Annotated in this window: 18 protein-coding genes; 6 read left to right on the forward strand and 12 right to left on the reverse strand. The window is 58.2% G+C overall.

Features of this window, described 5'->3' with window-relative positions:
- Positions 1–27 precede the first annotated feature (27 nt).
- The 3 genes from H7R58_RS00690 to H7R58_RS00700 all read right to left on the reverse strand — a co-directional run bounded on the left by H7R58_RS00690 (position 28) and on the right by H7R58_RS00700 (position 4,891).
- Complete coding sequence (locus H7R58_RS00690; RefSeq protein WP_182929803.1) at positions 28–1,344, reverse strand: OprD family outer membrane porin; 1,317 nt, start codon at positions 1,342–1,344, stop codon at positions 28–30.
- Positions 1,345–1,674: 330 nt separating this feature from the next.
- A complete protein-coding gene (locus tag H7R58_RS00695; RefSeq protein WP_182929804.1) occupies positions 1,675–3,378 on the reverse strand; it encodes an AsmA family protein in 1,704 nt (567 codons plus the stop codon).
- A 121-nt stretch (positions 3,379–3,499) separates the two neighbouring features.
- Positions 3,500–4,891, reverse strand: a complete 1,392-nt coding sequence (locus H7R58_RS00700; RefSeq protein ID WP_106924931.1) for a nucleobase:cation symporter-2 family protein — start codon at positions 4,889–4,891, stop codon at positions 3,500–3,502.
- A 282-nt stretch (positions 4,892–5,173) separates the two neighbouring features.
- On the opposite strand from H7R58_RS00700, the gene gltS reads away from it, so the two are divergent.
- Positions 5,174–6,376, forward strand: a complete 1,203-nt coding sequence (gene gltS, locus H7R58_RS00705; protein WP_106924932.1) for a sodium/glutamate symporter — start codon at positions 5,174–5,176, stop codon at positions 6,374–6,376.
- Between the two features lie 84 nt (positions 6,377–6,460).
- Here the strand turns inward: gltS and glpK are convergent, their stop codons facing one another.
- Together glpK and H7R58_RS00715 are read right to left on the reverse strand one after the other, a co-directional pair.
- Complete coding sequence (glpK, locus tag H7R58_RS00710; protein ID WP_106924933.1) at positions 6,461–7,969, reverse strand: glycerol kinase GlpK; 1,509 nt, start codon at positions 7,967–7,969, stop codon at positions 6,461–6,463.
- Between the two features lie 21 nt (positions 7,970–7,990).
- Positions 7,991–8,839, reverse strand: a complete 849-nt coding sequence (locus H7R58_RS00715) for an MIP/aquaporin family protein (protein ID WP_106924934.1) — start codon at positions 8,837–8,839, stop codon at positions 7,991–7,993.
- 420 nt (positions 8,840–9,259) lie between these two features.
- On the opposite strand from H7R58_RS00715, the gene zapB reads away from it, so the two are divergent.
- The 4 genes from zapB (at position 9,260) to H7R58_RS00735 (ending at position 12,995) form a co-directional block, all read left to right on the forward strand.
- On the forward strand, positions 9,260–9,505 hold the full coding sequence (gene zapB, locus H7R58_RS00720) for a septal ring assembly protein ZapB (protein WP_106924935.1): 246 nt from the start codon (positions 9,260–9,262) through the stop codon (positions 9,503–9,505).
- Positions 9,506–9,710: 205 nt separating this feature from the next.
- Entirely contained in the window at positions 9,711–10,700 is a 990-nt protein-coding gene (gene sbp / locus H7R58_RS00725; protein ID WP_182929805.1) for a sulfate/thiosulfate ABC transporter substrate-binding protein Sbp, read from the forward strand.
- 161 nt (positions 10,701–10,861) lie between these two features.
- Positions 10,862–11,617 carry a CDP-diacylglycerol diphosphatase gene (locus H7R58_RS00730; protein ID WP_106924937.1) on the forward strand — a complete coding sequence of 252 codons (756 nt, stop codon included), beginning with the start codon at positions 10,862–10,864 and terminating at the stop codon, positions 11,615–11,617.
- Between the two features lie 73 nt (positions 11,618–11,690).
- A complete protein-coding gene (locus H7R58_RS00735; protein WP_106924938.1) occupies positions 11,691–12,995 on the forward strand; it encodes an SLC13 family permease in 1,305 nt (434 codons plus the stop codon).
- A gap of 96 nt (positions 12,996–13,091) precedes the next feature.
- Here H7R58_RS00735 and tpiA read toward each other — a convergent pair whose 3' ends face one another.
- Both tpiA and H7R58_RS00745 read right to left on the reverse strand, forming a co-directional pair.
- Complete coding sequence (tpiA, locus tag H7R58_RS00740) at positions 13,092–13,859, reverse strand: triose-phosphate isomerase (RefSeq protein WP_106924939.1); 768 nt, start codon at positions 13,857–13,859, stop codon at positions 13,092–13,094.
- Positions 13,860–13,967: 108 nt separating this feature from the next.
- Positions 13,968–14,564: a DUF1454 family protein gene (locus H7R58_RS00745; protein WP_106924940.1), complete on the reverse strand. Its 597-nt coding sequence runs from the start codon at positions 14,562–14,564 to the stop codon at positions 13,968–13,970.
- A 111-nt stretch (positions 14,565–14,675) separates the two neighbouring features.
- Between H7R58_RS00745 and H7R58_RS00750 the strand changes: the two genes are divergently transcribed.
- Positions 14,676–15,107 (forward strand): DUF805 domain-containing protein, encoded by a 432-nt coding sequence (locus H7R58_RS00750; protein ID WP_106924941.1) that lies wholly within the window; start codon positions 14,676–14,678, stop codon positions 15,105–15,107.
- Here the strand turns inward: H7R58_RS00750 and fpr are convergent.
- The 5 genes from fpr to spoT form a co-directional block, all read right to left on the reverse strand.
- On the reverse strand, positions 15,098–15,844 hold the full coding sequence (fpr, locus tag H7R58_RS00755; protein WP_106924942.1) for a ferredoxin--NADP(+) reductase: 747 nt from the start codon (positions 15,842–15,844) through the stop codon (positions 15,098–15,100). The two genes, H7R58_RS00750 and fpr, sit on opposite strands and share 10 nt — an antisense overlap.
- A 95-nt stretch (positions 15,845–15,939) precedes the next feature.
- Entirely contained in the window at positions 15,940–16,950 is a 1,011-nt protein-coding gene (glpX, locus tag H7R58_RS00760) for a class II fructose-bisphosphatase (RefSeq protein WP_106924943.1), read from the reverse strand.
- Between the two features lie 68 nt (positions 16,951–17,018).
- On the reverse strand, positions 17,019–19,100 hold the full coding sequence (gene recG, locus H7R58_RS00765; protein ID WP_106924944.1) for an ATP-dependent DNA helicase RecG: 2,082 nt from the start codon (positions 19,098–19,100) through the stop codon (positions 17,019–17,021).
- 5 nt (positions 19,101–19,105) lie between these two features.
- Entirely contained in the window at positions 19,106–19,792 is a 687-nt protein-coding gene (gene trmH / locus H7R58_RS00770; RefSeq protein ID WP_106924945.1) for a tRNA (guanosine(18)-2'-O)-methyltransferase TrmH, read from the reverse strand.
- Positions 19,793–19,796: 4 nt separating this feature from the next.
- Positions 19,797–21,911, reverse strand: coding sequence for a bifunctional GTP diphosphokinase/guanosine-3',5'-bis pyrophosphate 3'-pyrophosphohydrolase (gene spoT, locus H7R58_RS00775; RefSeq protein WP_106924946.1), 2,115 nt, complete (start codon positions 21,909–21,911; stop codon positions 19,797–19,799).
- Positions 21,912–21,929 lie beyond the last annotated feature (18 nt).

The raw sequence follows: 21,929 nt of genomic DNA on the forward strand, positions 1-21,929 counted from the left end.
TGGGGAGAGGGGATTGTTTAGTGCCGGTTAGAAGTCATATTGCAGCGTTAAGCGGTTCTGCCAGAAATCCTTCTCATACAGCGGCGACGTCTGCACGCCGACGAAATCGTTCAGGCTCAGCCCTTTCAGCGCGCCCTGGAAATTCCAGATAAAGTACATCACGTACTCGGACTGGCGCAGGCTGCCGGAATTCACCGTTGGCGTCAGATCCATCCAGGAGTAGCGTGCGCCCAGCGTCAGGTTGTCGTTCGCATTCCAGTTCACGTTGGTGGCATAGGCATCGCCGCTGCCCAGGTCCTGGGTGCTGGTGAAGTACGGCTGTGCAAAGTACGGACCGGATGAACTGTTGTGGGCATAGGGCGTCACCAGCGAGCCGTTACCATAGCTGTCACCGCTGGCGGCAATGTGGTTATAACCCGCCGCCCAGGAGAGTGAAGGCGTAAAGTTCAGCGACAGCTGCGCACCGTAAGAATGGTTGTCTACTTCGCCCGCCAGCGCTTTGCCTTCGCTGGTGCCGCGAATGTATTGCAGCGCCACGTCCGGCGTAAACAGCGCCTGCTGCCACTGGAGGTGGCCTTCGGTGTAGAAGATGTTGGAGAAGTCGGCGTAGCTTTCGTACCACATCTGGCCGGTCAGCTTTTTGTCATCCCACATCAGGTGACGGCCCGCGCCGACGGCCCACATGCCGTTGGTTTCTTCGGTCACGTCGCTGTAGGCGGTGGTGCGCTGAACCTGGTCGCTCCCCCAGCCCTTGTAACGCCAGATTTTGGTGGCGCGCAGGAAGTCGTCGCCGCTACCGTACTGCATATCCAGCGCCTGATAGAGAATTGGCGTGATGCGCCAGTCGTAATCGCCGACAAACGGTAAATCCAGGCGCTGGTTGCCGCCGGTGAGACGAAAATCACCGTAGCGCCAGTTGAGGTAGGCTTCACCGATGTTGGTCTGGTTGTCGCCGATATCGCTGATGACGCGATCTTCCGGCGGGTGGTCGATCCCTCGCAGGAACAGGCCGCTAACGCCAACGTTGAAGCCATACAGCGGGGCCGTTTCATACTTCACGAAGCCGCCGTAGCTCACGGTGTCCTGGTTAAACCCTTTGGCGAAGTACGCATTGTGGGTGGTGTAATACAGCGCACGAACGCTGCCGCTGACTTTACCGCAGCTGAATGCGTCGCTCAGGCTGCTGACGTTGCCTTCGGCATCAAAACAGGCGCTGTCGGGCTTAAAGGAGAGGGCGGCTTCTGCGCTGGCGGGAAGCGCCAGTGCGGCAAGTGCGGCCAGGGCGGTGAGACCACCGGCGAATCGTGATGGTTTGACGGCACCTGCTGCCCGATACGTCTTCATGCTAATACCTTGTCTACAGAGATAAAAAAAGAAAAGTGCGCGTGCGCCGCGGGTTGGTAGACGCGGCGGCAGCGTGCAGGGCTGCGATTATCGTCATCGGGATGGTTGTGATCCAGACCCAAAAGCAAACGTTTGCTTTTCTGTGTTGGCGGTTGACACTGGATTCGTGATTGATGTTGGTTTAACCACGATAAGGGCGATTAAAATAAAGAGGAAAGTGCTATCTATGTGGCTTATTAGCGAAAGATAGCACTGATTGCCGCGCTAGCGCTAAACCGCACTGATTGGATAGTCAATCGTGCAGGGTGGGGACGTTTCCGCCCCCTTAGGTTATGGCGTAACCGGCGCGCCGGCAGCGACCGAAACCACGCCACCCTGCATCTGCTGGGTAACTTCCTGCTTCGCCATATTCACCGCATGCAGCTTTGCGTTCACCGTGGGTTTCAGCGGCGCGTCCGCCTGTACGCTGCCGCTGGCGGTAAGCTGAATATTGCCATCGCCGTCGATAGGCAGCGCAGGCCACCCCCACTGCTGGAGAATATTCAGCGGTACGCCGCGGCCGTTGAGCGTGATACTTGTCTGGCGCTGCGGCTGCTGTGATACCGTGGCGGTGGCTTCCAGAATCCCTTTCTCGGTAAAGGCGCTCAGTTCGCTGATATTCACGTTCGACGCATCGGCGTTCAGCGTCATTGACGGGCGACGCACGTCAATGCGGTTGAAGGTTGCCGCCGCGCCGTTGAGCGTTGCGCTACCGCCCCATACGCCCCACCGGTGGCCCTTCACCAGCTGCAGATTGGCGCCGTAGCCGTCTAACGCGGTCACCTGCCATGGAAAGTCAGGGTCGATATCAATCACCAGGTTGCGGCTGGCGCCAAATTTTTTCAGCGTGACGCTCTCCAGCCACGGCGGCAGCTGTTCCATCCACAGCGTTTTCCAGTTTTCCGGCAGCGTGTACTCCAGCCCGGCGAACACCGCGTCATCCAGCACCAGCGCATTGGCGTTACGGTACCAGTGGCCAGCGCTGCGCACCATGCCGCCCTCCCAGCGTGAGGTAAACTGGCGCAGGTCAATGCCCTGCGGCGAGAATTCGGCGTTGAGGATCGGGTCGAACAGGTGCAGCGAGCCGTAAATGAATTCGCTGGCGTTGAGTGAGATTTTACCGTCGGTGCTCTGCCAGCTGCCCTGGCTGAGCGTCAGGTTGCGCAGGTTCAGGTCGAGGTCGGTCACCGCCCAGTCTGGCCCCTGCAGGCGGGCATCGGTGACGTCGAGGCGGCCAATCTGTAGCGATGGCACGGTGGCCAGGGGAGCAAGGAAGTCGCGCAGCGGTTTATCGCTTTGCATGCGGATGTCGTTGAGGCGCAGATTGTCCACGACCCAGCTGCCGTCGGCGCTACGGCGGGCGTTGCCGGTGAGTGAACCGCGCGCAATATCCGCGCCGACGGTGGTCAGGGTGACTTCGCCGCCGTTAATCTCGCCTTCAATCAGTACCTGGGTGGCGGGCACGCCGTTCAGCGATAGCGAACCGGCGCTCATTTGAATCCGCGCTTTTTTCCCCAGCACGTTACCCGCTTCTGGCGCCCACGGCATCACGCCGCCCGAAACGCGCTGTGCGCTGAGCGCCCAGCCGGTTTCCGGGCTGTTTAGCGCCATATTACTGAGCTGTAGGCGATCGGCGGCAAACGGCAGCGGCGCGGCGGCGGGCGACAGGTTCAGCGTACCGTCCTGTAACAGAATGGTGTCGACGTGCAGCGGATCGGTAATCTGCCGTGAGCTCAGGCCAATATCCACGCTTTTCGCGACCAGCGTGGCGGGTTTACCGTCGCGGCCAAAGGTGACGTTTTGCAGCAGGATGTGCGAAGGGGAGGAGAAGCGGTGATCCATGGCGTCGAACGTCACCTGCCATGCCGTGTTGTCGCTTAGCCACTGGCTGATATGGCGCGCGCCCCAGCGCGTTTGCAGCAGAAAGTAGAAGGCCAGAATCACCAGCAGCAGGGCGATAAGCAGCCAGATAATGAGCTTTCCAAGAAATTTCATGATCTTCCGTCCTGAGAAGGGCACATAAACCTGTTATGCATGATTTATGCGCAATCCTCAAGGCGGGAATCGTATTATTCGATGTCGGCGGCAGTGGGCGTTGCCACTGCCGCGCAGAGGGTTACTCTTTTTCGGCCGGGAAGATCAGGTTCAGGATAATAGCGGTGATACCGCCGGCTGCGATGCCGGAAGAAAGCAGGTTTTTCAGCCAGTCCGGGGCGAACTGCAGGATCTGCGGCTGCTGAGAAACGCCCAGACCCACGGCCAGCGACAGCGCAATAATCAGGATGGCGCGGCGGTTCAGCGGTTCGCGCGAGACAATGCGCACGCCCGACGCGGCGATCGTGCCGAACATCACCAGCGTTGCCCCGCCGAGTACCGGTTCCGGAATGTGCTGCACAAAGCCGCTGACCGCCGGGAACAGGCCGAGGACGATCAGCATCAGCGCCACCACGAAGCCCACATAGCGGCTGGCGACGCCGGTTAGCTGAATCACACCGTTATTCTGGCCAAAGCAGGAGTTCGGGAAGGTATTGAACACCGCAGAGACGCAGGAATTGAGGCCGTTTGCCAGCACGCCGCCCTTCAGGCGTTTCATATAGACCGGGCCTGAGACCGGCTGCTCGGAAACGTCAGAGGTGGCGGTAATGTCGCCGATGGTTTCCAGCGAGGTGATCATAAACACCAGCATCAGCGGCAGCAGCAGGTTCCAGTCGATGCCTAAGCCATAGTACAACGGCGTCGGTACCATAATCAGGCTGGTGTTCGACGGCGTGGTGTTTTCCGGCAGCATGCCGAGGAACCATGCCAGCAGGTAGCCCGCCGCCATGGCGATGACCAGTGAGGCGATGCGCAGGTACGGGTTACGCTGACGGTTAAGCAGAATAATCATGCCCAGCACCACGCCCGCCAGCAGCAGGTTTTTCGGCGCGCCGAAGGTATTGTTGGCCATCGCCGCGTAGCCGCCGCCGATGGAGGTCAGGCCGACCTGAATCAGCGACAGGCCGATAATCATTACCACCACGCCGGAGACCAGCGGCGTAATCACGCGACGTGCCAGATGCAGTACGCGAGATAACACCATCTCTGTACAGCTGGCCAGCATCAGGGTACCGAACAGCGCTGCCATCATGGTTGGCACGTCCGCACCGCCGGTTTTCAGCGCCGTGCCGCCCATAATCAGCGGCGCCACGAAGTTGAAGCTGGTGCCCTGAATCGACAGCAGACCGGAACCCACCGGGCCCCAGGCTTTAATCTGAATGATAGATGCCACACCGGAAGCGAATAACGACATGCTGATAATGTGCTGGGTATCCTGAGCCGGGAGGCCGAGAGCCTGGCAGATCAGCAGCGCTGGGGTGATCACCGCCACAAACATCGCCAGCAGGTGCTGGAGCGCGGCAAACAGGGTTTGCGGAAGCGGCGGACGGTCTTCCAGGCGGTAAATCAGTTCGCTGGTTTGCTTATGCGCAATCGGTTGCGCATTGGCTTGATCGAGTGTGTTAGAGGACATCTCAGAGGCTATCTCGTGGTGGAAAAGTGGCGATTTTAGCCGACTGGTTGGTAAAAGCAAACGGTTGCATTCAGTAACCATGAAAAATTGCGGAAAATAGGCGGACAAAAAGCAGGGCTTAATCGGGTCGCTTAACGAAAATGAGGACAAATCGTACCTTTTTCTATCACTTTCGCGCTTTTCGAGCTTAAACTTTGGGCCGACGTCTCATGAGGAGGCGATCTCGACATCGGAAATTGGTCGCGTATGAATGGATCATGCGTTTAGTAAGGAGCTGTAATTATGTTTCATCTTGATACCTTATCGACGCTCGTTGCCGCAACGCTGGTGTTGCTGCTCGGACGCAAGCTGGTCCAGAGTGTCCCCCTTCTCAAAAAATACACTATCCCCGAGCCCGTTGCGGGCGGCCTGCTGGTCGCGCTCGCGCTGCTGGTATTAAAGCAGAGTATCGGCTGGGAGATTGACTTCGACATGAGCCTGAAGGACCCGCTTATGCTGGCGTTCTTCGCCACCATTGGCCTGAATGCTAATATCGCCAGCCTGCGCGCGGGCGGCAAAGTGCTGGGTACGTTCCTGATCGTGGTGGTCGGGCTGCTGCTGCTGCAAAACGCGCTGGGCATCGGTATGGCGAAGCTGCTGGGGCTGGACCCGCTGATGGGTCTGCTGGCCGGTTCTATTACTCTCTCCGGCGGTCATGGTACCGGCGCGGCGTGGAGTAAACTGTTTATCGAGCGCTACGGGTTTGCCAATGCTACCGAAGTGGCGATGGCCTGTGCCACGTTTGGTCTGGTGCTCGGCGGCCTGATTGGCGGCCCGGTGGCGCGTTATCTGGTGAAGCATTCGTCGTCGCCGAATGGAACGCCGGATGACCAGGCCGTACCGACGGCGTTTGAAAAACCGGACGTCGGGCGCAGCATTACCTCGCTGGTGCTGATTGAAACGATCGCCATGATCGCTATTTGTCTGACGGCAGGTAAAGTCATTGCGCAACTGCTGGCAGGCACGGCGCTGGAGCTGCCAACCTTCGTCTGCGTGCTGTTTGTGGGGGTGATCCTCAGCAACGGGATGGCGCTTTTGGGCTTTTATCGCGTGTTTGAACGCGCGGTTTCGGTGATGGGCAACGTGAGCCTGTCGCTGTTTCTGGCGATGGCGCTGATGAGCCTGAAGCTGTGGGAGCTGGCGTCGCTGGCGCTGCCGATGCTGGTGATTCTGGCCACGCAGGCAATGGCAATGGGGCTGTACGCCATTTTCGTGACCTACCGGATGATGGGCAAAAACTACGATGCGGCGGTGCTGGCCGCGGGGCACTGTGGTTTTGGTTTAGGCGCGACGCCTACGGCGATTGCCAATATGCAGGCTATTACCGAGCGTTTTGGACCGTCGCATACGGCGTTCCTGGTGGTGCCGATGGTCGGCGCGTTCTTTATTGATATCGTCAATGCCCTGGTGATTAAGCTGTATTTGATGCTGCCGATGTTTGCTTAATGTGAAAATGCCGGAGGTCGGCTCCGGCATTTTTTTGCCTGATGGCGCTTCGCTTATCAGGCCTACATACCTCTGCACGTTGTCTTATTCTTCGTGCTCTTCCCACGCCAGCGCGCGTTTCACCGCTTTTTTCCAGCCGCTGTAGCGGAAGTTACGCTCGGTTGTCTCAATGCCCGGGCGGAATTCGCGCTCAATGACCGCTTTCTCCTGCAGCTCATCCAGATTCTGCCAGAAGCCGACCGCCAGGCCAGCAAGGTAGGCCGCGCCCAGCGCCGTGACTTCACGGACTTCCGGGCGTTCTACGCGGGTGCCCAGAATGTCGGACTGGAACTGCATCAGGAAGTTGTTGGCAACCGCACCGCCGTCGACGCGCAGGGCGTGCAGACGAATGCCGGAGTCGGCCTGCATTGCCTCCAGCACGTCACGCGTCTGGTAGGCGATAGACTCCAGCGTCGCGCGGATAATGTGATTCGAGTTCACGCCGCGGGTCAGACCGAAGATGGCACCGCGAGCGTACGGGTCCCAGTACGGTGCGCCGAGGCCGGTAAACGCCGGTACCACGTACACGCCGTTGGTGTCCTTCACTTTGGTGGCGAAGTATTCGGAGTCGAAGGCGTCGCTAATCAGCTTCATCTCGTCGCGCAGCCACTGAATAGAAGCGCCAGCCATAAACACCGCACCTTCCAGCGCGTAGTTCACCTCACCGCGCGGGCCGCAGGCGATGGTGGTTAGCAGGCCGTGGCTGGAAGCCACCGCTTTTTCACCGGTGTTCATCAGCATAAAGCAGCCGGTGCCGTAGGTGTTTTTCGCCATCCCTTCCTTCACGCACAGCTGGCCGAACAGCGCCGCCTGCTGGTCACCGGCAATCCCGGCGATAGGAATACGGGTACCGCCTTTGCCGCCTATGTTGGTCTGGCCGTACACTTCGGATGACTTGCGCACTTCCGGCAGCATGGCGCGCGGAATATCCAGCGCGTCCAGCATTTTGTCATCCCACTCAAGGGTGTTGATGTTGAACAGCATGGTGCGCGAAGCGTTGGTGTAATCGGTAACGTGCACGCGGCCCTGGGTCATTTTCCAGATAAGCCAGGTGTCGACGGTGCCGAACAGCAGTTCGCCGCGTCTTGCGCGCTCGCGGGAGCCTTCAACGTGGTCGAGGATCCACTTCACTTTGGTTCCGGAGAAGTACGGGTCGACCACCAGGCCGGTGGCGCTACGCACGTACTCTTCCATACCGTCGCGCTTGAGCTGCTCGCAGATATCCGCCGTACGGCGGCACTGCCAGACGATGGCGTTGTAAATCGGCTTACCGGTTTCGCGTTCCCACACGACGGTCGTTTCACGCTGGTTGGTAATACCGATAGCGGCAATCTGGTCAGAGCTAATGTCGGCTTTTGCCAGCACTTCGACGAGTGTGGAGCTCTGGGTCGCCCAAATCTCCATAGGGTCATGCTCAACCCAGCCTGGCTTTGGATAAATTTGTTCAAATTCGCGCTGTGAAACACTGATGATATTGGCGTCATGATCCATAACGACGGCGCGGGAGCTGGTGGTGCCCTGGTCGAGCGCAACGATATATTTTTTGTCAGTCATAATGAACGTTCCGTAGTCAGATTACAGCGAAGCATTGTGTTGATTCTGGCTGGAGGCCGCTTTCGGCTCTTCAACCTCGCAGGTGTCGCAGGGCAGGTGACGGCCAATCAGCTTGCGGTAGCTGAATGCGCCCAGCGCCGCGCCCACGATTGGCGCACACAGCGGCACCAGGAAATACGGGATATCTTTGCCGCCGGTGAAGGCGACGTCGCCCCAGCCTGCCAGCCAGGCGAAGGCTTTTGGCCCAATGTCACGCGCCGGGTTCATCGCAAAGCCGGTCAACGGGCCCATGGAGGCGCCGATAACTGCAATCAGCAGGCCAATCAGCAGCGGTGCCAGCGGCCCACGCGGAATACCGTTGCCATCGTCGGTCAGCGCCAGGATAACGCCCATCAGGATAGCGGTAATCACCATTTCTACCGCGAATGCCTGCACAAAATTGATATGCGGGTTTGGATAGGTGGAGAAAATACCCGCCAGCTCAAGGCTTTCTACGCTGCCGCGCACCATATTGTGCGTGTGTTCGAAGTCGATGAAAAGGTTGTAGTACAGACCGTAGACCAGCGCGGCGGCGCAGAAGGCGCCAGCAAACTGGGCAACGATAAACGGCACGACTTTGCGGCCGTCGAAGCAGGCGAACAGCCACAGGGCAATGGTCACTGCCGGATTAAGATGCGCGCCGGAAACCCCAGCGGTCAGGTAGATGGCCATCGCCACGCCCAGACCCCAGATGATACTGATTTCCCACTGGCCGAAGCTCGCACCGGCGACCTTCAGCGCAGCAACACATCCCACGCCGAAAAATATCAACAACCCGGTACCGAGAAACTCTGCGATGCACTGGCCTTTTAAGGTTGATGTCTGGCTCATAATCGGAATCCTGAAGACTAATTGATGATTATTGTGTGCATAAGCGTTCGCGACGCTCATGTTGCCTTGTAGGCATAGTGTTAATTTATCGTTAACGAGCGTAAACGAGAAATATCGAAATTGAAATGTGTGTGTCACGTCAAGAAATGAGCGTTTTCGCGCCAAAAAACGCACAGTTTTGGAACGAAAAGTGTGAGGAAGGGAACATTTCGCTTGTTAAACAGTAAACAATTTAATGAGTATTGATGTCTATGCTCCAGGTCTAGACCGAAAATTGCGGAGAACCGCAATCTACAGGCTCTGGCGCTGGACAGGGGCTACTGGGCTTCATACAATCGACCACAAGCCGTGCGCTTATTTACGTTAAGGCGTCACCGGGGTTCCGGGACGATATCAACGCCTTGCAAGATCAGGAGAGGTATGACGATGTCATTAGAAGTGTTTGAGAAACTGGAAGCGAAAGTTCAGCAGGCGATTGATACCATCACGCTGTTGCAGATGGAAATCGAAGAGCTGAAAGAAAAGAACAACACGCTGGCGCAGGATGTACAGGCTGCACAGCATAGCCGTGAAGAGCTGGAACGTGAAAACAACCAGCTGAAAGAACAGCAGAGCGGCTGGCAGGATCGTCTGCAGGCGCTGCTGGGCCGCATGGAAGAAGTCTGATTCCACCTCTCCCCGGGCGGTTGCTAACTTCCTGGGGAAGCTTTTCCCTTCTGATTTTCCCCCGCTGAGTGATTTCGCGCATCCGCGCTGAGTCCGCTTTCATATATTTCAAAACTGCATAATCAATCTTTTTTTATTCTTTAATCATTGGTTAGATTTCTGGCAGGCTAGCCCCATTACAACACAACAGATAAGAGAGCGGGCGATGAACAAGTGGGGCGTAGGGTTGACTCTTTTGCTGGCTTCCACCAGCGTACTGGCTAAGGATATTCAATTACTGAACGTGTCTTACGATCCGACGCGTGAACTGTATGAGCAATATAACAAGGCGTTCAGCGCGCACTGGAAAAAAGAAACCGGTGATAACGTGCTGATTCGTCAGTCCCACGGTGGCTCCGGTAAGCAGGCGACCTCCGTCATCAACGGTATTGATGCCGACGTGGTGACCCTGGCGCTGGCCTATGACGTTGACGCCATCGCCGAGCGCGGGCGTATTGACAAAAACTGGATCAAACGCCTGCCGGATAACTCTGCGCCGTACACCTCCACCATCGTGTTCCTGGTGCGTAAAGGCAACCCGAAACAGATTCATGACTGGAACGATCTGATCAAACCGGGCGTTTCCGTGATTACCCCGAACCCGAAAAGCTCCGGCGGCGCTCGCTGGAACTACCTGGCGGCCTGGGGCTACGCCCTGCACCACAACAACAACGACCAGGCTAAAGCGCAGGACTTCGTGAAGGCGCTGTATAAGAACGTGGAAGTGCTGGACTCCGGCGCGCGCGGCTCCACCAACACCTTCGTAGAACGCGGCATTGGCGACGTGCTGATTGCGTGGGAAAACGAAGCGCTGCTGGCGACAACCGAGCTGGGTAAAGACAAGTTCGAGATAGTCACCCCGAGCGAGTCGATTCTCGCCGAGCCGACCGTTTCCGTGGTCGACAAAGTGGCGGAGAAAAAAGGCACGACCGCGGTGGCGGAAGCCTACCTGAAGTACCTCTACTCGCCTGAAGGCCAGGAGATTGCGGCGAAGAACTTCTACCGTCCGCGTGACCCGGCGGTGGCGAAGAAGTATGAAAACGCGTTCCCGAAACTGAAGCTGTTTACCATCGACGATGAGTTCGGCGGCTGGACGAAAGCGCAGAAAGAGCATTTCTCCAACGGCGGCACCTTCGACCAAATCAGTAAGCGTTAATCTCGAAAAACGCCCGGCTAATCTGCCGGGCATTTTTTTGTGCCTCGTAGGCCGGATAAGGCGTTTACGCCGCCATTCGGCAATGCACGCCAGACTGCCAATGTTCTGTTGGTCACAAAACTGCGTTACTCTTCCCCCTCGGTTTAACATGGGGAGAACACATGACAAGGTTAAAATACCTGCTGGCCGCGCTGCTGGTGATGGCCATTGCGGCAGGCGCCGGCGGCTGGTACTGGCTGAACGCCGGCAACCCGGACGCCCTACGCCAGATTGTGCTGGAGCAGTGCGTACCCAACCAGCTCGAGCATCAGACCCCGAAGCCGTGCGCTGACGTGAACCCGAAGGGTGGCTACGTGCTGTTTAAAGATCGCAACGGTCCGTTGCAGTATCTGCTGATGCCAACCTACCGTATCAATGGTACTGAAAGCCCGCTGCTGCTTGACCCGCTGACGCCGAACTTTTTCTGGCAAGCGTGGCAGCGTCGTATGATCATGAGCGACAAGCGGGGCGCGGAAGTCCCCGATAGCGCGATCTCTCTGACCATAAACTCCCGTACCGGGCGGACGCAAAACCATTTTCATATCCATATTTCCTGCCTGCGCAAAGACGTTCGTGAGCAGTTAGACGGTGATATCGCCGCCATTAGCAGCCGCTGGCTACCGCTGCCGGGTGGGTTGATGGGGCATGAATATCTGGCGCGTCGCGTCACCGAAAATGAGCTGGCGCAGCGTAGCCCGTTCCTGATGCTGGCGGAAGAAGTACCGGAAGCACGTGATCATATGGGGCGTTTTGCGCTGGCGTTGGTTAAGCAAAGCGATGACTCGCTGTTGCTGCTGGCAACCGAGCGCAACCTGCTGACGCTGAACCGCGCCTCCGCCGAAGAAATCCAGGATCATCGCTGCGAGATTCTGCAATAACCCCACCTAATCTGGCGTTTACCTGTCTGGCCTGTCGTCGTATGCTTGCTGAAAAAAACGACAGGAGACAGGTATGTCGCTCTGGTTTTCTCACCCTCTTTTCCTCCCTTCACTGATCGTTGGCGTGACTATCCTGCTGTGGGCGACGTCGCTGCTGCCGGAGTTTATTACCGCGCTGCTGTTTTTCGCGGCAGCGATGACGGCGAAAATTGCCCCGCCGGACGTTATTTTTGGCGGCTTTGCCTCTTCGGCCTTCTGGCTGGTTTTTAGCGGGTTTGTGCTCGGCATTGCCATCCGCAAGACGGGGCTGGCCGACCGGGCGGCGCGGGCGTTGTCGGCGCGGCTGACGGACTCCTGGCCACTGATGGTCGCGAGCGTCGTGCTGCTGAGCTATGCGCTGGCGTTTGTGATGCCTTCCAATATGGGACGTATCGCGCTGCTGATGCCGATTGTGGCGGCGATGGCGAAACGCGCCGGTATTGAGGACGGTACCCGTGCGTGGTACGGCCTGGCGCTGGCGGTCGGTTTCGGTACTTTCCAGCTTTCGGCCACTATTTTGCCCGCCAACGTACCTAACCTGGTGATGAGCGGGGCGGCGGAAGGGGCCTATGGGATCCACCTGAACTATGTACCTTATCTGCTGCTGCATACTCCGGTGCTGGGCTGGCTGAAAGGCGCGGTGCTGATTGGCCTGATCTGCTGGCTGTTTCCCGGTAAACCGCATCCGCCCCGCGATCTTGACCCACTGCCGCCGATGAGCGGTGAGGAGAAGCGTCTGGCGTGGCTGCTGGCGGTGGTGCTGACGTTGTGGGTGACGGAGAGCTGGCACGGCATTGGGCCCGCCTGGACGGGGCTGGTGGCGGCGGTTGTCACGCTGTTGCCGCGCGTTGGGTTTATTTCCGGCGATGAATTTGCCAGCGGCGTGAATATGCGTACCTGTATTTATGTGGCCGGGATCCTTGGGCTGGCGATCACCGTTACCCAAACGGGAATTGGCGATGAGGTGGGCAATGCGCTGCTGCATATTATGCCGCTGAGTGAGGATGCGCCGTTTACCAGCTTCCTGGCGTTGACCGGCATTACCAGCGCGCTGAACTTTATTATGACCGCCAACGGCGTACCGGCGCTGTATACCACCTTTGCTCAGAGCTTCTCGGATGCCACCGGCTTCCCGCTGCTGAGCGTGATCATGATTCAGGTACTGGGCTACTCGACGCCGCTGCTGCCGTATCAGGCATCACCGATTGTGGTGGCGATGGCGCTAGGGAAAGTGCCCGCGCGCGCGGGGATGTTGCTGTGTCTGGCGCTGGCAGCGGTGAGTTATCTGCTGCTGTTGCCGCTGGACTATGTGTGGTATCAGGTGCTGGGCAAGCTATGAGCATCTGCCGGATGGCGCTGCGCTTATCCGGCCTACAAAAAAACCGGCCATAGGGCCGGTTTATTAAAACCTGGCGCGGTGGCCAGGTTCAAAATCTTACGCGTTTTTCGCCGCTTCTGCCGCTTTAACGATCACCGCGAAAGCGTCTGCTTTCAGGGATGCGCCGCCAACCAGCGCGCCGTCGATGTCCGGCTGGGTGAACAGTTCTGCTGCGTTGCCCGCGTTCACGGAACCGCCGTACTGGATGATAACCTGTTCAGCGATTTTCGCGTCAGCTTTCGCGATGTGGTCACGAATGAATTTGTGAACCGCCTGAGCCTGAGCTGGGGTAGCAGATTTGCCGGTACCGATAGCCCATACCGGTTCGTAAGCAATGACCGCGCCTTCGAAGGCCGCAGCGCCCTGAGTTTTCAGCACAGCGTCGATCTGACGTGCGCACACTTCTTCAGTTTTGCCCGCTTCGTTTTCAGCTTCGGTTTCACCGATGCACAGAACCGGGATCAGACCCTGTTCTTTCAGCACGGCAAATTTCTTCGCGATCAGCTCGTCAGATTCTTTGTGGTAGGTACGACGCTCAGAGTGACCGATGATGATGTAGGTTGCGCCAACATCTTTCAGCATTTCAGCGGAGGTTTCACCGGTGAATGCGCCGGACAGGTTCAGGTCAACGTTTTGCGCGCCCAGGTGGATGTGGCTGCCGGCAGCGGCATGCTTAGCCATATCGATATACATTTCCGGCGGCGCGATAGCCACGCCGCAGCCAGCGACGCCGGCCAGCTCGGTACGCAGGTTAGCAATCAGCTCGTGTACCATGTGGCGGCTGCCGTTCAGTTTCCAGTTACCCATCACTAAAGGATGTCGCATTTCGATTCTCCACGCTTGTCAGCGAATTAAGGAATATGGCCGCCCGTCAGGGCAGCATGGTCTGTGAAACAGTATAGAGATTGATCGCTTTGAAGGCTTTGCTTTTTATCATTTATTGTCCCCTTCAAGATTTTCAGATAGCGCCAGCTTAATCGGTTCAACGGCGAAGGTCAGCCCTTTTTCGCCATTATCTGCGACAACATAGCGCACGGCGCCTTCAGTGCTGGCGAAGTAATGTTTTCCCTTCCCCTGCGATAGCAGCTTTTGCAGTTTTTGCTGGCTTTGCGGTTTGGTTAGCGTCGGGAGGACCGCGCGCATCAGGGCGCTCATGTACTCCAGCGCTTTGTTTTTTGCCGCCTTCTGCTCCGGCCCCTGAATGGGCAGCCAGGTTATCTGGATAGATTTAATCTTCAGGGTGCCGCGCTCCAGCGCCGTTGAGGCGTAGAGGTTTTCATTTATCTTGCTGGCGGCGCGGGTAATCGTGAGCTGGTCCCGGCTGGAGGCAATCGAGCGAAATTCACCGAGCGGCAGGCCGGGGTTCTGCGTGTTGAATTGTTCCCGGAACTGGCTGATGGAGAGGTCAAACGCCGGAGCGCCCGCCAACAGGTATGGGGCAACGGCGGCGGGCTTTTCCGCCGACAGCGAAGCCTGGCTGAAGCTCAGCGTGATGAGCCCTGCCAGACAGAGCGTGATCCAGTGTTTCATGCCAATTGTCCTCTTCTTTGCAGATGACGATTAAAACGGGAACCGCCTCGCTTGTCAAAATGTGCCCACTTCGGGGTAAACTACGCGGCACAACGATAAAGGAAAGGCTACATGACTCTACAGCAATGGTTGTTTTCCATTAAAGGGCGTATTGGGCGCCGCGACTTCTGGATTTGGATTGCCATATGGGCCGTCACGATGGTGGCGCTGTTCAGCCTTGCCGGCGGCGGGCTGGTCGATCTGCAAACGGCGGCATTTATGCTGGTGTGTCTGCTGTGGCCGACAGCGGCGGTGACGATTAAGCGTCTGCACGACCGCGGGAAATCAGGCCTCTGGGCGCTACTGATGGTGCTGGCGTGGATGCTGCTGGCGGGTAATTGGTCAATGCTGCCCGGCGTATGGCAGTGGGGCGTAGGGCGGTTTATTCCTACGCTGATTATCGTCATGATGCTGATAGACCTGGGCGCATTTGTTGGCACCCAGGGCGAAAATAAATACGGTAAAGACACGCAGGCCGTGAAGTACCGCGCCGATCACCAGTAGTGTTCGGCGGTCATGTGGCCCGGCCGACGGCGCAGGTGCTTGGTCATCTGGCGGGTCTCTTTCAGCAGCTGTTGGGTATCGCGCACCATCTGCGGGTTACCGCACAGCATCACATGGCTGGTCTGCGCATTCATCGGTAAACCAACGGCGGCTTCCAGCGCACCGCTTTCAATCAGCGCGGGAACGCGCCCGGTCAGCATCCCCGGCGTTGTTTCGCGGCTGACGACCGTCTGAATGCGTAGCTTTCCGGCATAGCGCTCTGCCAGCGCCCGCATCTGCGGCAGGTAGCTGAGGTCGGCGGCGTAGCGCGCGGCGTGGACCAGCACCAGATTTTTAAAGCGTTCCAGGTCTTTCCCTTCTTCGAGAATCGAGAGGTAGGGGCCAATCGCCGTACCGGTTGCCAGCATCCACAGGGTTTCGCAGTCGGGCACCTCTTCCAGCACGAAAAATCCTGCGGCTTCACTGACGACCTGCACTTCATCACCCGGCTTTAACGCGGCCAGGCGTGGGCTGAGCTTGCCGTCCGGAACGGTGACCAGATAGAACTCAAGATCGGGATTGCTGGGGGCGTTAACGTAAGAGTAGGCGCGTTGTACCCGCTCGCCGTCGATGTCGAGCCCCAGCTTGGCGAACTGTCCGGCGGTAAACGGGTGAACCGGCGCGTGGACGGTAAGGCTAAACAGTGCATCGGTCCAGTTCTGTACTTTAACGACTTTGCCCGTAACCCAATCTGCCATGGCGAATCTCCTCTCATTCTCGTTATCTTATCTTCACCGCGACGAGAGAAGATTTCCAGCCCGAAAAGGCTGGAAAGCTCAATTGATCAAACGGGTTAAAGAATGTGACGCTGGATTTCAGTGTCTTTGCGATCGAGGTAGTGAATCGACTGAATGCGGCGGATGGTGCGGGATTTACCGCGAATCAGCAGCGTCTCGGTGGTGGCGATATTGCCCTTGCGGGTAATGCCGTCCAGCAGGTCACCTTTGGTAATGCCGGTCGCGGAGAAAATCACGTTGTCGCTGCGCGCCATGTCGTCCAGCGTCAGTACGATACCGGCCTCAATGCCCATCGCTTTACAACGCTCCAGTTCGTTTTCACCAATGCGGCGGTTCTCTTCGCTATCGCCTTTGACGTGATGGCGGGCCAGCAGGCGGCCGTGCATGTCGCCGTCCAGTGCGCGAATGACCGCGGCGGAGACAACGCCTTCCGGCGCACCGCCGATACCGTACATCACGTCGACTTCGCTGTCCGGCATGCAGGTCAGAATCGAGGCCGCAACGTCACCGTCCGGAATAGCGAACACGCGCACGCCCAGTTTTTGCAGATCGGCAATCACGCCATCGTGGCGTGGTTTCGCCAGAATGGTGACCGTCAGTTCGCTCAGCGGCTTATCCAGCGCGCGGGCGATATTACGCAGGTTTTCTTCCAACGGTTTGTTGAGGTCGATAGTCCCTTTCGCGCCAGGGCCGACAATCAGCTTTTCCATGTACATGTCCGGCGCGTTGAGGAAGCAGCCTTTATCGCCTACCGCCAGCACCGCCAGCGCGTTGGCCTGACCCATCGCCGTCATGCGGGTGCCTTCGATGGGGTCAACGGCGATATCTACCGCATCGCCGTTCCCGGTACCGACGGACTCGCCGATGTAGAGCATTGGCGCTTCATCGATTTCGCCTTCGCCAATGACGATGGTGCCGTCAATGTTGACCTTGTTGAGCATAATACGCATGGCGTTGACCGCCGCGCCGTCGGCGGTGTTCTTGTCGCCGCGGCCCAGCCATTTATAGCCTGCCAGCGCCGCCGCTTCGGTGACGCGCGAAAATTCGATAGCCAGTTCTCGTCTCATTACAAACTCGTCCAGGGAAGTGAAATTGTGCGAAGTTTAGCACAGCCCTTAACGGGCTGTGGGTATCGCTACGCGTTGGAATAACGTTCGGTTTCCGGCATCCAGCGCTCAATAAGCGCGTTCGCCTGCTGCGGATAACGGTCGTGAATATGGCGTGCCAGGCGCTGAACTTCGGGGATCATCGCCTGATCGCGCAGCAGGTCAGCCACCTTAAATTCGGCATTGCCGGTCTGGCGGGTGCCGAGCAGCTCGCCGGGGCCGCGAATCTCGAGATCCTTCTGGGCGATCACGAAGCCGTCGTTGCTGTCGCGCAACACCTGCAGACGCATTTGCGCGGTTTTCGACAGCGGCGCTTTATACAGCAGTACGCAGTGGGATGCCACCGCACCACGGCCGACGCGGCCACGCAGCTGATGGAGCTGCGCCAGACCCAGGCGCTCCGGGTTTTCAATAATCATCAGGCTGGCGTTGGGGACATCCACGCCCACTTCAATGACGGTGGTGGCAATCAGCAGATGCAGTTCACCTTGCTTGAAGGCCTGCATGACGGCCTGCTTTTCGGCGGGCTTCATGCGCCCGTGGACGAGGCCAATATTCAGCTCCGGCAGCGCCAGCTTCAGCTCTTCGCAGGTGGCTTCCGCCGCCTGGGCTTCCAGTAGATCCGACTCTTCAATTAGCGTACACACCCAGTAGGCCTGGCGGCCTTCGCTGGTGCAGGCGTTGCGTACGCGGTCGATAATGTCATGACGGCGGGTATCCGGGATGGCGACGGTGGTGACCGGCGTTCGGCCAGGCGGTAGCTCATCAATGACTGACGTGTCGAGATCGGCGTAGGCGGTCATTGCCAGCGTACGCGGGATTGGCGTAGCGGTCATGATCAGCTGATGTGGGTGGAAGCCCTGCTGCTGGCCTTTTTCCCACAGCGCCAGACGCTGATGCACGCCGAAGCGGTGCTGTTCATCGATGATGACCAGTGCCAGGCCGTTAAACTGCACCTGTTCCTGGAAAATGGCGTGGGTGCCGACAATCATCTGCACCTGGCCGCTGGAAATGGCCTCCTGCTGTGCCTGACGGGCTTTACCTTTCTGCTTGCCCGCTAACCAGCCGACTTCAATGCCGAGTGGCGCAAACCAGCTGCGGAAGTTATTAGCGTGCTGTTCGGCGAGCAGCTCGGTCGGCGCCATCAGCGCGACCTGCTTGCCGTGGGCAATCGCGCGCAGCGCCGCCAGCGCGGCAACCAGCGTTTTACCGGAGCCGACGTCACCCTGCACCAGGCGCATCATCGGTATATCCAGCGCCATATCGTGTTCAATTTCAGCCGTCACCCGCGCCTGCGCACCGGTAGGCTTAAACGGCAAATTAGCCAGAAACTTATCTTTCAGCTCGCGGCTTGCGCTGAGAGGCTGAGCGTGAAAACGCTGCGCGCCCGCGCGCAAGGCCAGCATGCTGAGATTGTGCGCCAGCAGCTCTTCCAGGATTAAACGCTGCTGCGCCGGGTGTTTACCGGTTTCTAAATCGGCGAGCTGGAGCGTCGGCGGCGGGCGGTGCAGCGTGCGCAGCGCTTCCGGCAGGCTCATCATCCCCTGTGCCAGTTCCGGCGGCAGCAGCTCGCTGATGGCGCAGGTATCGAGTAAATCCAGCGCTTGATCGGTCAGTTTACGCAGCGTGGCCTGTTTGATGCCTTCGGTGGTGGGATAGACCGGCGTTAAGGTCTCCTGTAAATCCGGCGTGCTGAGGTCACCCTGCACCCGATATTCCGGGTGGATCATCTCCGCGCCGTACTTACCGCGCTTCGCTTCGCCGTAGGCCAGCACGCGTCGCCCGGTGGCGAGGCTGTTTTTCATCGCCGCGTTGAAGTTGAAAAAGCGCATCGTCAGGATGCCGGTGCCGTCGCTAATCTGGCAGGTCATCATCCGGCGGCCGCCGAAGGTGATATTGCAGTTCAGGACTTCGCCTTCCACGGTCACGTAGATGCCGGGAAGCAGTTCACCGATAGGATAAAGCTGGGTGCGGTCTTCGTAGCGCAGCGGCAGGTGCAGGAGCAAATCCTGCACCGTGTGCAGGCCAATTTTTGCCAGTCGGCTGCTCTGCGCGGCGCCTACGCCGGTCAACGTGTTGAGCGGAACGGCATCCAGCAGACGGCTTTGCATAGCGGTTACTCCGTGGCCTGCATAGTGGACCACCACGCAGCATCGGCTTCGATTTCGCCCTGCTCGTTAACGTGGGGGTAGGGAAGGCCTTTGCGTTTGGCGACGTTCGCCAGCACCGGATAGCCGCCTTCAAACAGCAGACGCTGCTGCTCTTCGTCAGCCAGCATGCTGTTATCGCGGCTGTACATGCCCGCGTTTTGACGCTGGCGCTGAGCTTCGTAAAGAATGAGGGCGGAGGCGACGGAGACGTTGAGCGACTGCACCATGCCGATCATTGGAATAATGATGTCCTGGTCTGCGAGCGCTAACGCTTCCTGGGTGATACCGGTTTTTTCCTGCCCCATCAGAATACAGGTCGGGCGGGTGTAGTCGATTTCACGGAAATCGACCGATTTGTCTGACAGGTGTGTTGCCAGGATTTGCATGCCCTGGCCCTTTAAATGGCCGACCGCATCGCCAATAGTGGGATGGGTTATCACCTGTACCCAGCTGTTGCTGCCCGCTGCCGATGCCATAGGGCGCATTCGGGTGCTGGGCCAGACCGCGTGAACTTCATGAACGCCTACAGCATCAGCGGTACGGACGATCGCCGAAACATTATGAGGTTTGTGGACCTCTTCCATGCAGACGGTCAGATCGGGCTGACGCCTGGCGAGCATCTCACGGATACGCGCATAACGCTGTAGATTCATAAAGCTAGTTTCGGTTACGGGTGACTTTGATAACGTCCGGCATTACGCGGATTTTGCGCATGATATTCGCCAGATGCACACGGTCGCGCGCGGTCAGGCGGATAAAGGCGCTGTAAACGCGGCCGTCTTTCTCTTCCGTATTCAGGCTCTGAATGTTGGACGTCGCGGTATTGATGGCTGCCGTCAGGTTGGCCAGCGCCCCCTGGTGGTTGAACATATCGACCTTAATTTCGGTGATAAATTCCTGCGCCGTCTCTTTGTCCCACTCGACTGCCATGAACTTCTCAGGTTCTTTCTGATAGCCGCGAATGTTGCGGCACGATTCATGGTGGATAACCAGCCCTTTACCCGGGCTGACGTGGGCGATGATCGGGTCGCCGGGGATAGGACGACAGCATTTGGCAAAGGTGATCAGTACGCCGTCAGCGCCTTTTATTGGCAGATGGGTGTGCCCGGAGGCGCCCGGTGCCGATGGCGTGGCTTCCCCCTGCTGGAGATTTTTCGCCACGACCACGCTCATGGCGTTGCCGAGGCCGATTTCAGCCAGCAGATCGTCAAGGGTGGCAAGACGCATGCGGTCAAGTTCGCGCTGAACATGATCCGGCGGGATTTCCGCAAGCTTACGGCTGCCGCCCAGCGCGTGGTTCAGCAGACGGCGACCCAGGCTGACGGAATCGTCGCGCTTGAGGTTTTTCAGCATCTGGCGAATTTTGGCGCGCGCTTTCGAGCTGACGACAAAGTTGAGCCACGCGGCGTTCGGGCGAGCGCCCGGCGCGGTGATGATTTCTACCGTCTGGCCGCTGGAAAGCGGCTGCGACAGCGGGTAAGGCTGGCGGTCGACGCGCGCGCCGACGCAGGCATGGCCGATATCGGTATGCACGGCGTAGGCAAAGTCCACCGGCGTAGCGCCAGCGGGCAGTTCGACAATACGGCCTTCCGGGGTGAAAACGTAAATCTCATCCGGGAAGAGATCGGATTTAACGCTCTCAATAAATTCAAACGAGCTGCCGGCGCTCTGCTGCAGTTCCAGCAGGCTCTGCATCCAGCGCTGAGCGCGGATTTGCGCGGTAGTGCTGCTTTCGCCGCCATGCTCTTTGTAGGCCCAGTGCGCGGCCACCCCCATCTCTGCCATTTGATCCATGTCTTCGGTACGGATCTGGACTTCAACCGGGACGCCATGCGGCCCAATCATGGAGGTGTGCAGCGATTGATAGCCGTTCGCCTTTGGAATCGCGATGTAGTCTTTTACGCGACCCGGACGCGGCTTATACAGGCTGTGCATCTGGCCCAGCACGCGGTAGCAGGTGTCCAGATCGTTGACAATTACGCGGAACGCGTAAATATCCATGATCGAGTGAAAACGCTGCTCTTTCAGCACCATTTTGCAGTAGATGGAGTACAGATGTTTCTCGCGACCGCTGACGCGACACGGGATGCCCGCTTCCTGCAAACGCCCTTCAATTTCAGAAAGGATCTTCTGAATCATCTCTTTACGGTTACCGCGCGCGGCTTTCACCACTTCTTTGATGACGCGATAACGGTTAGGGTACAGCGCTTCAAAGCCCAGCTCTTCGAGCTCGGTTTTGATGTGGTGGATACCTAAACGGTGCGCCAGCGGGCTGTAGATTTCGAGCGTTTCACGGGCGATGCGGCGACGTTTGTCCGGGCGCAATGAGCCCAACGTGCGCATGTTGTGGGTACGGTCGGCAAGCTTGATGAGGATGACGCGGATATCCTGCACCATCGCCATAATCATTTTGCGAAAGTTTTCGGCCTGCGCCTCTTTCTTATCGCGGAACTTGAGCTTATCAAGTTTAGACACCCCTTCTACCAGTTCAGCAACGCTCTTACCAAAGAGCTGCTCCATGTCCTGGTAGGTGGCAGGGGTATCTTCTATCACGTCGTGCAGCAGGGCGGCCATCAGCGTTTCATAGTCGAGTTTCATCTCGGCCAGAATGCAGGCTACCGCTACCGGGTGCGTGATATAGGGTTCACCGCTTGAACGTGTTTGCCCCTCGTGAGCGTCACGTGCAACGAGATAGGCCTGCCGAAGACGCTTAATCTGGTCTTCCGGCAGGTAGTTTTGAATCAGCTGATTCAGGCTCTCAAACAGATACAAGGGCGACCCGCTATGTAA

Source organism: Klebsiella sp. WP4-W18-ESBL-05 (assembly GCF_014169075.1).
Classification (GTDB): Bacteria; Pseudomonadota; Gammaproteobacteria; order Enterobacterales; family Enterobacteriaceae; genus Kluyvera; species Kluyvera ascorbata_B.

Coding starts and splice junctions, on each gene's coding strand:
- recG (WP_106924944.1), bottom strand. CDS start 19,100: ATGCAAAGCCGTCTGCTGGATGCCGTTCCGCTCAACACGTTGACCGGC.
- glpK (WP_106924933.1), bottom strand. CDS start 7,969: ATGACTGACAAAAAATATATCGTTGCGCTCGACCAGGGCACCACCAGC.
- glpX (WP_106924943.1), bottom strand. CDS start 16,950: ATGAGACGAGAACTGGCTATCGAATTTTCGCGCGTCACCGAAGCGGCG.
- H7R58_RS00690 (WP_182929803.1), bottom strand. CDS start 1,344: ATGAAGACGTATCGGGCAGCAGGTGCCGTCAAACCATCACGATTCGCC.
- H7R58_RS00695 (WP_182929804.1), bottom strand. CDS start 3,378: ATGAAATTTCTTGGAAAGCTCATTATCTGGCTGCTTATCGCCCTGCTG.
- fpr (WP_106924942.1), bottom strand. CDS start 15,844: ATGGCAGATTGGGTTACGGGCAAAGTCGTTAAAGTACAGAACTGGACC.
- H7R58_RS00750 (WP_106924941.1), top strand. CDS start 14,676: ATGACTCTACAGCAATGGTTGTTTTCCATTAAAGGGCGTATTGGGCGC.
- H7R58_RS00715 (WP_106924934.1), bottom strand. CDS start 8,839: ATGAGCCAGACATCAACCTTAAAAGGCCAGTGCATCGCAGAGTTTCTC.
- gltS (WP_106924932.1), top strand. CDS start 5,174: ATGTTTCATCTTGATACCTTATCGACGCTCGTTGCCGCAACGCTGGTG.
- tpiA (WP_106924939.1), bottom strand. CDS start 13,859: ATGCGACATCCTTTAGTGATGGGTAACTGGAAACTGAACGGCAGCCGC.
- H7R58_RS00735 (WP_106924938.1), top strand. CDS start 11,691: ATGTCGCTCTGGTTTTCTCACCCTCTTTTCCTCCCTTCACTGATCGTT.
- H7R58_RS00700 (WP_106924931.1), bottom strand. CDS start 4,891: ATGTCCTCTAACACACTCGATCAAGCCAATGCGCAACCGATTGCGCAT.
- H7R58_RS00730 (WP_106924937.1), top strand. CDS start 10,862: ATGACAAGGTTAAAATACCTGCTGGCCGCGCTGCTGGTGATGGCCATT.
- sbp (WP_182929805.1), top strand. CDS start 9,711: ATGAACAAGTGGGGCGTAGGGTTGACTCTTTTGCTGGCTTCCACCAGC.
- zapB (WP_106924935.1), top strand. CDS start 9,260: ATGACGATGTCATTAGAAGTGTTTGAGAAACTGGAAGCGAAAGTTCAG.
- H7R58_RS00745 (WP_106924940.1), bottom strand. CDS start 14,564: ATGAAACACTGGATCACGCTCTGTCTGGCAGGGCTCATCACGCTGAGC.
- trmH (WP_106924945.1), bottom strand. CDS start 19,792: ATGAATCTACAGCGTTATGCGCGTATCCGTGAGATGCTCGCCAGGCGT.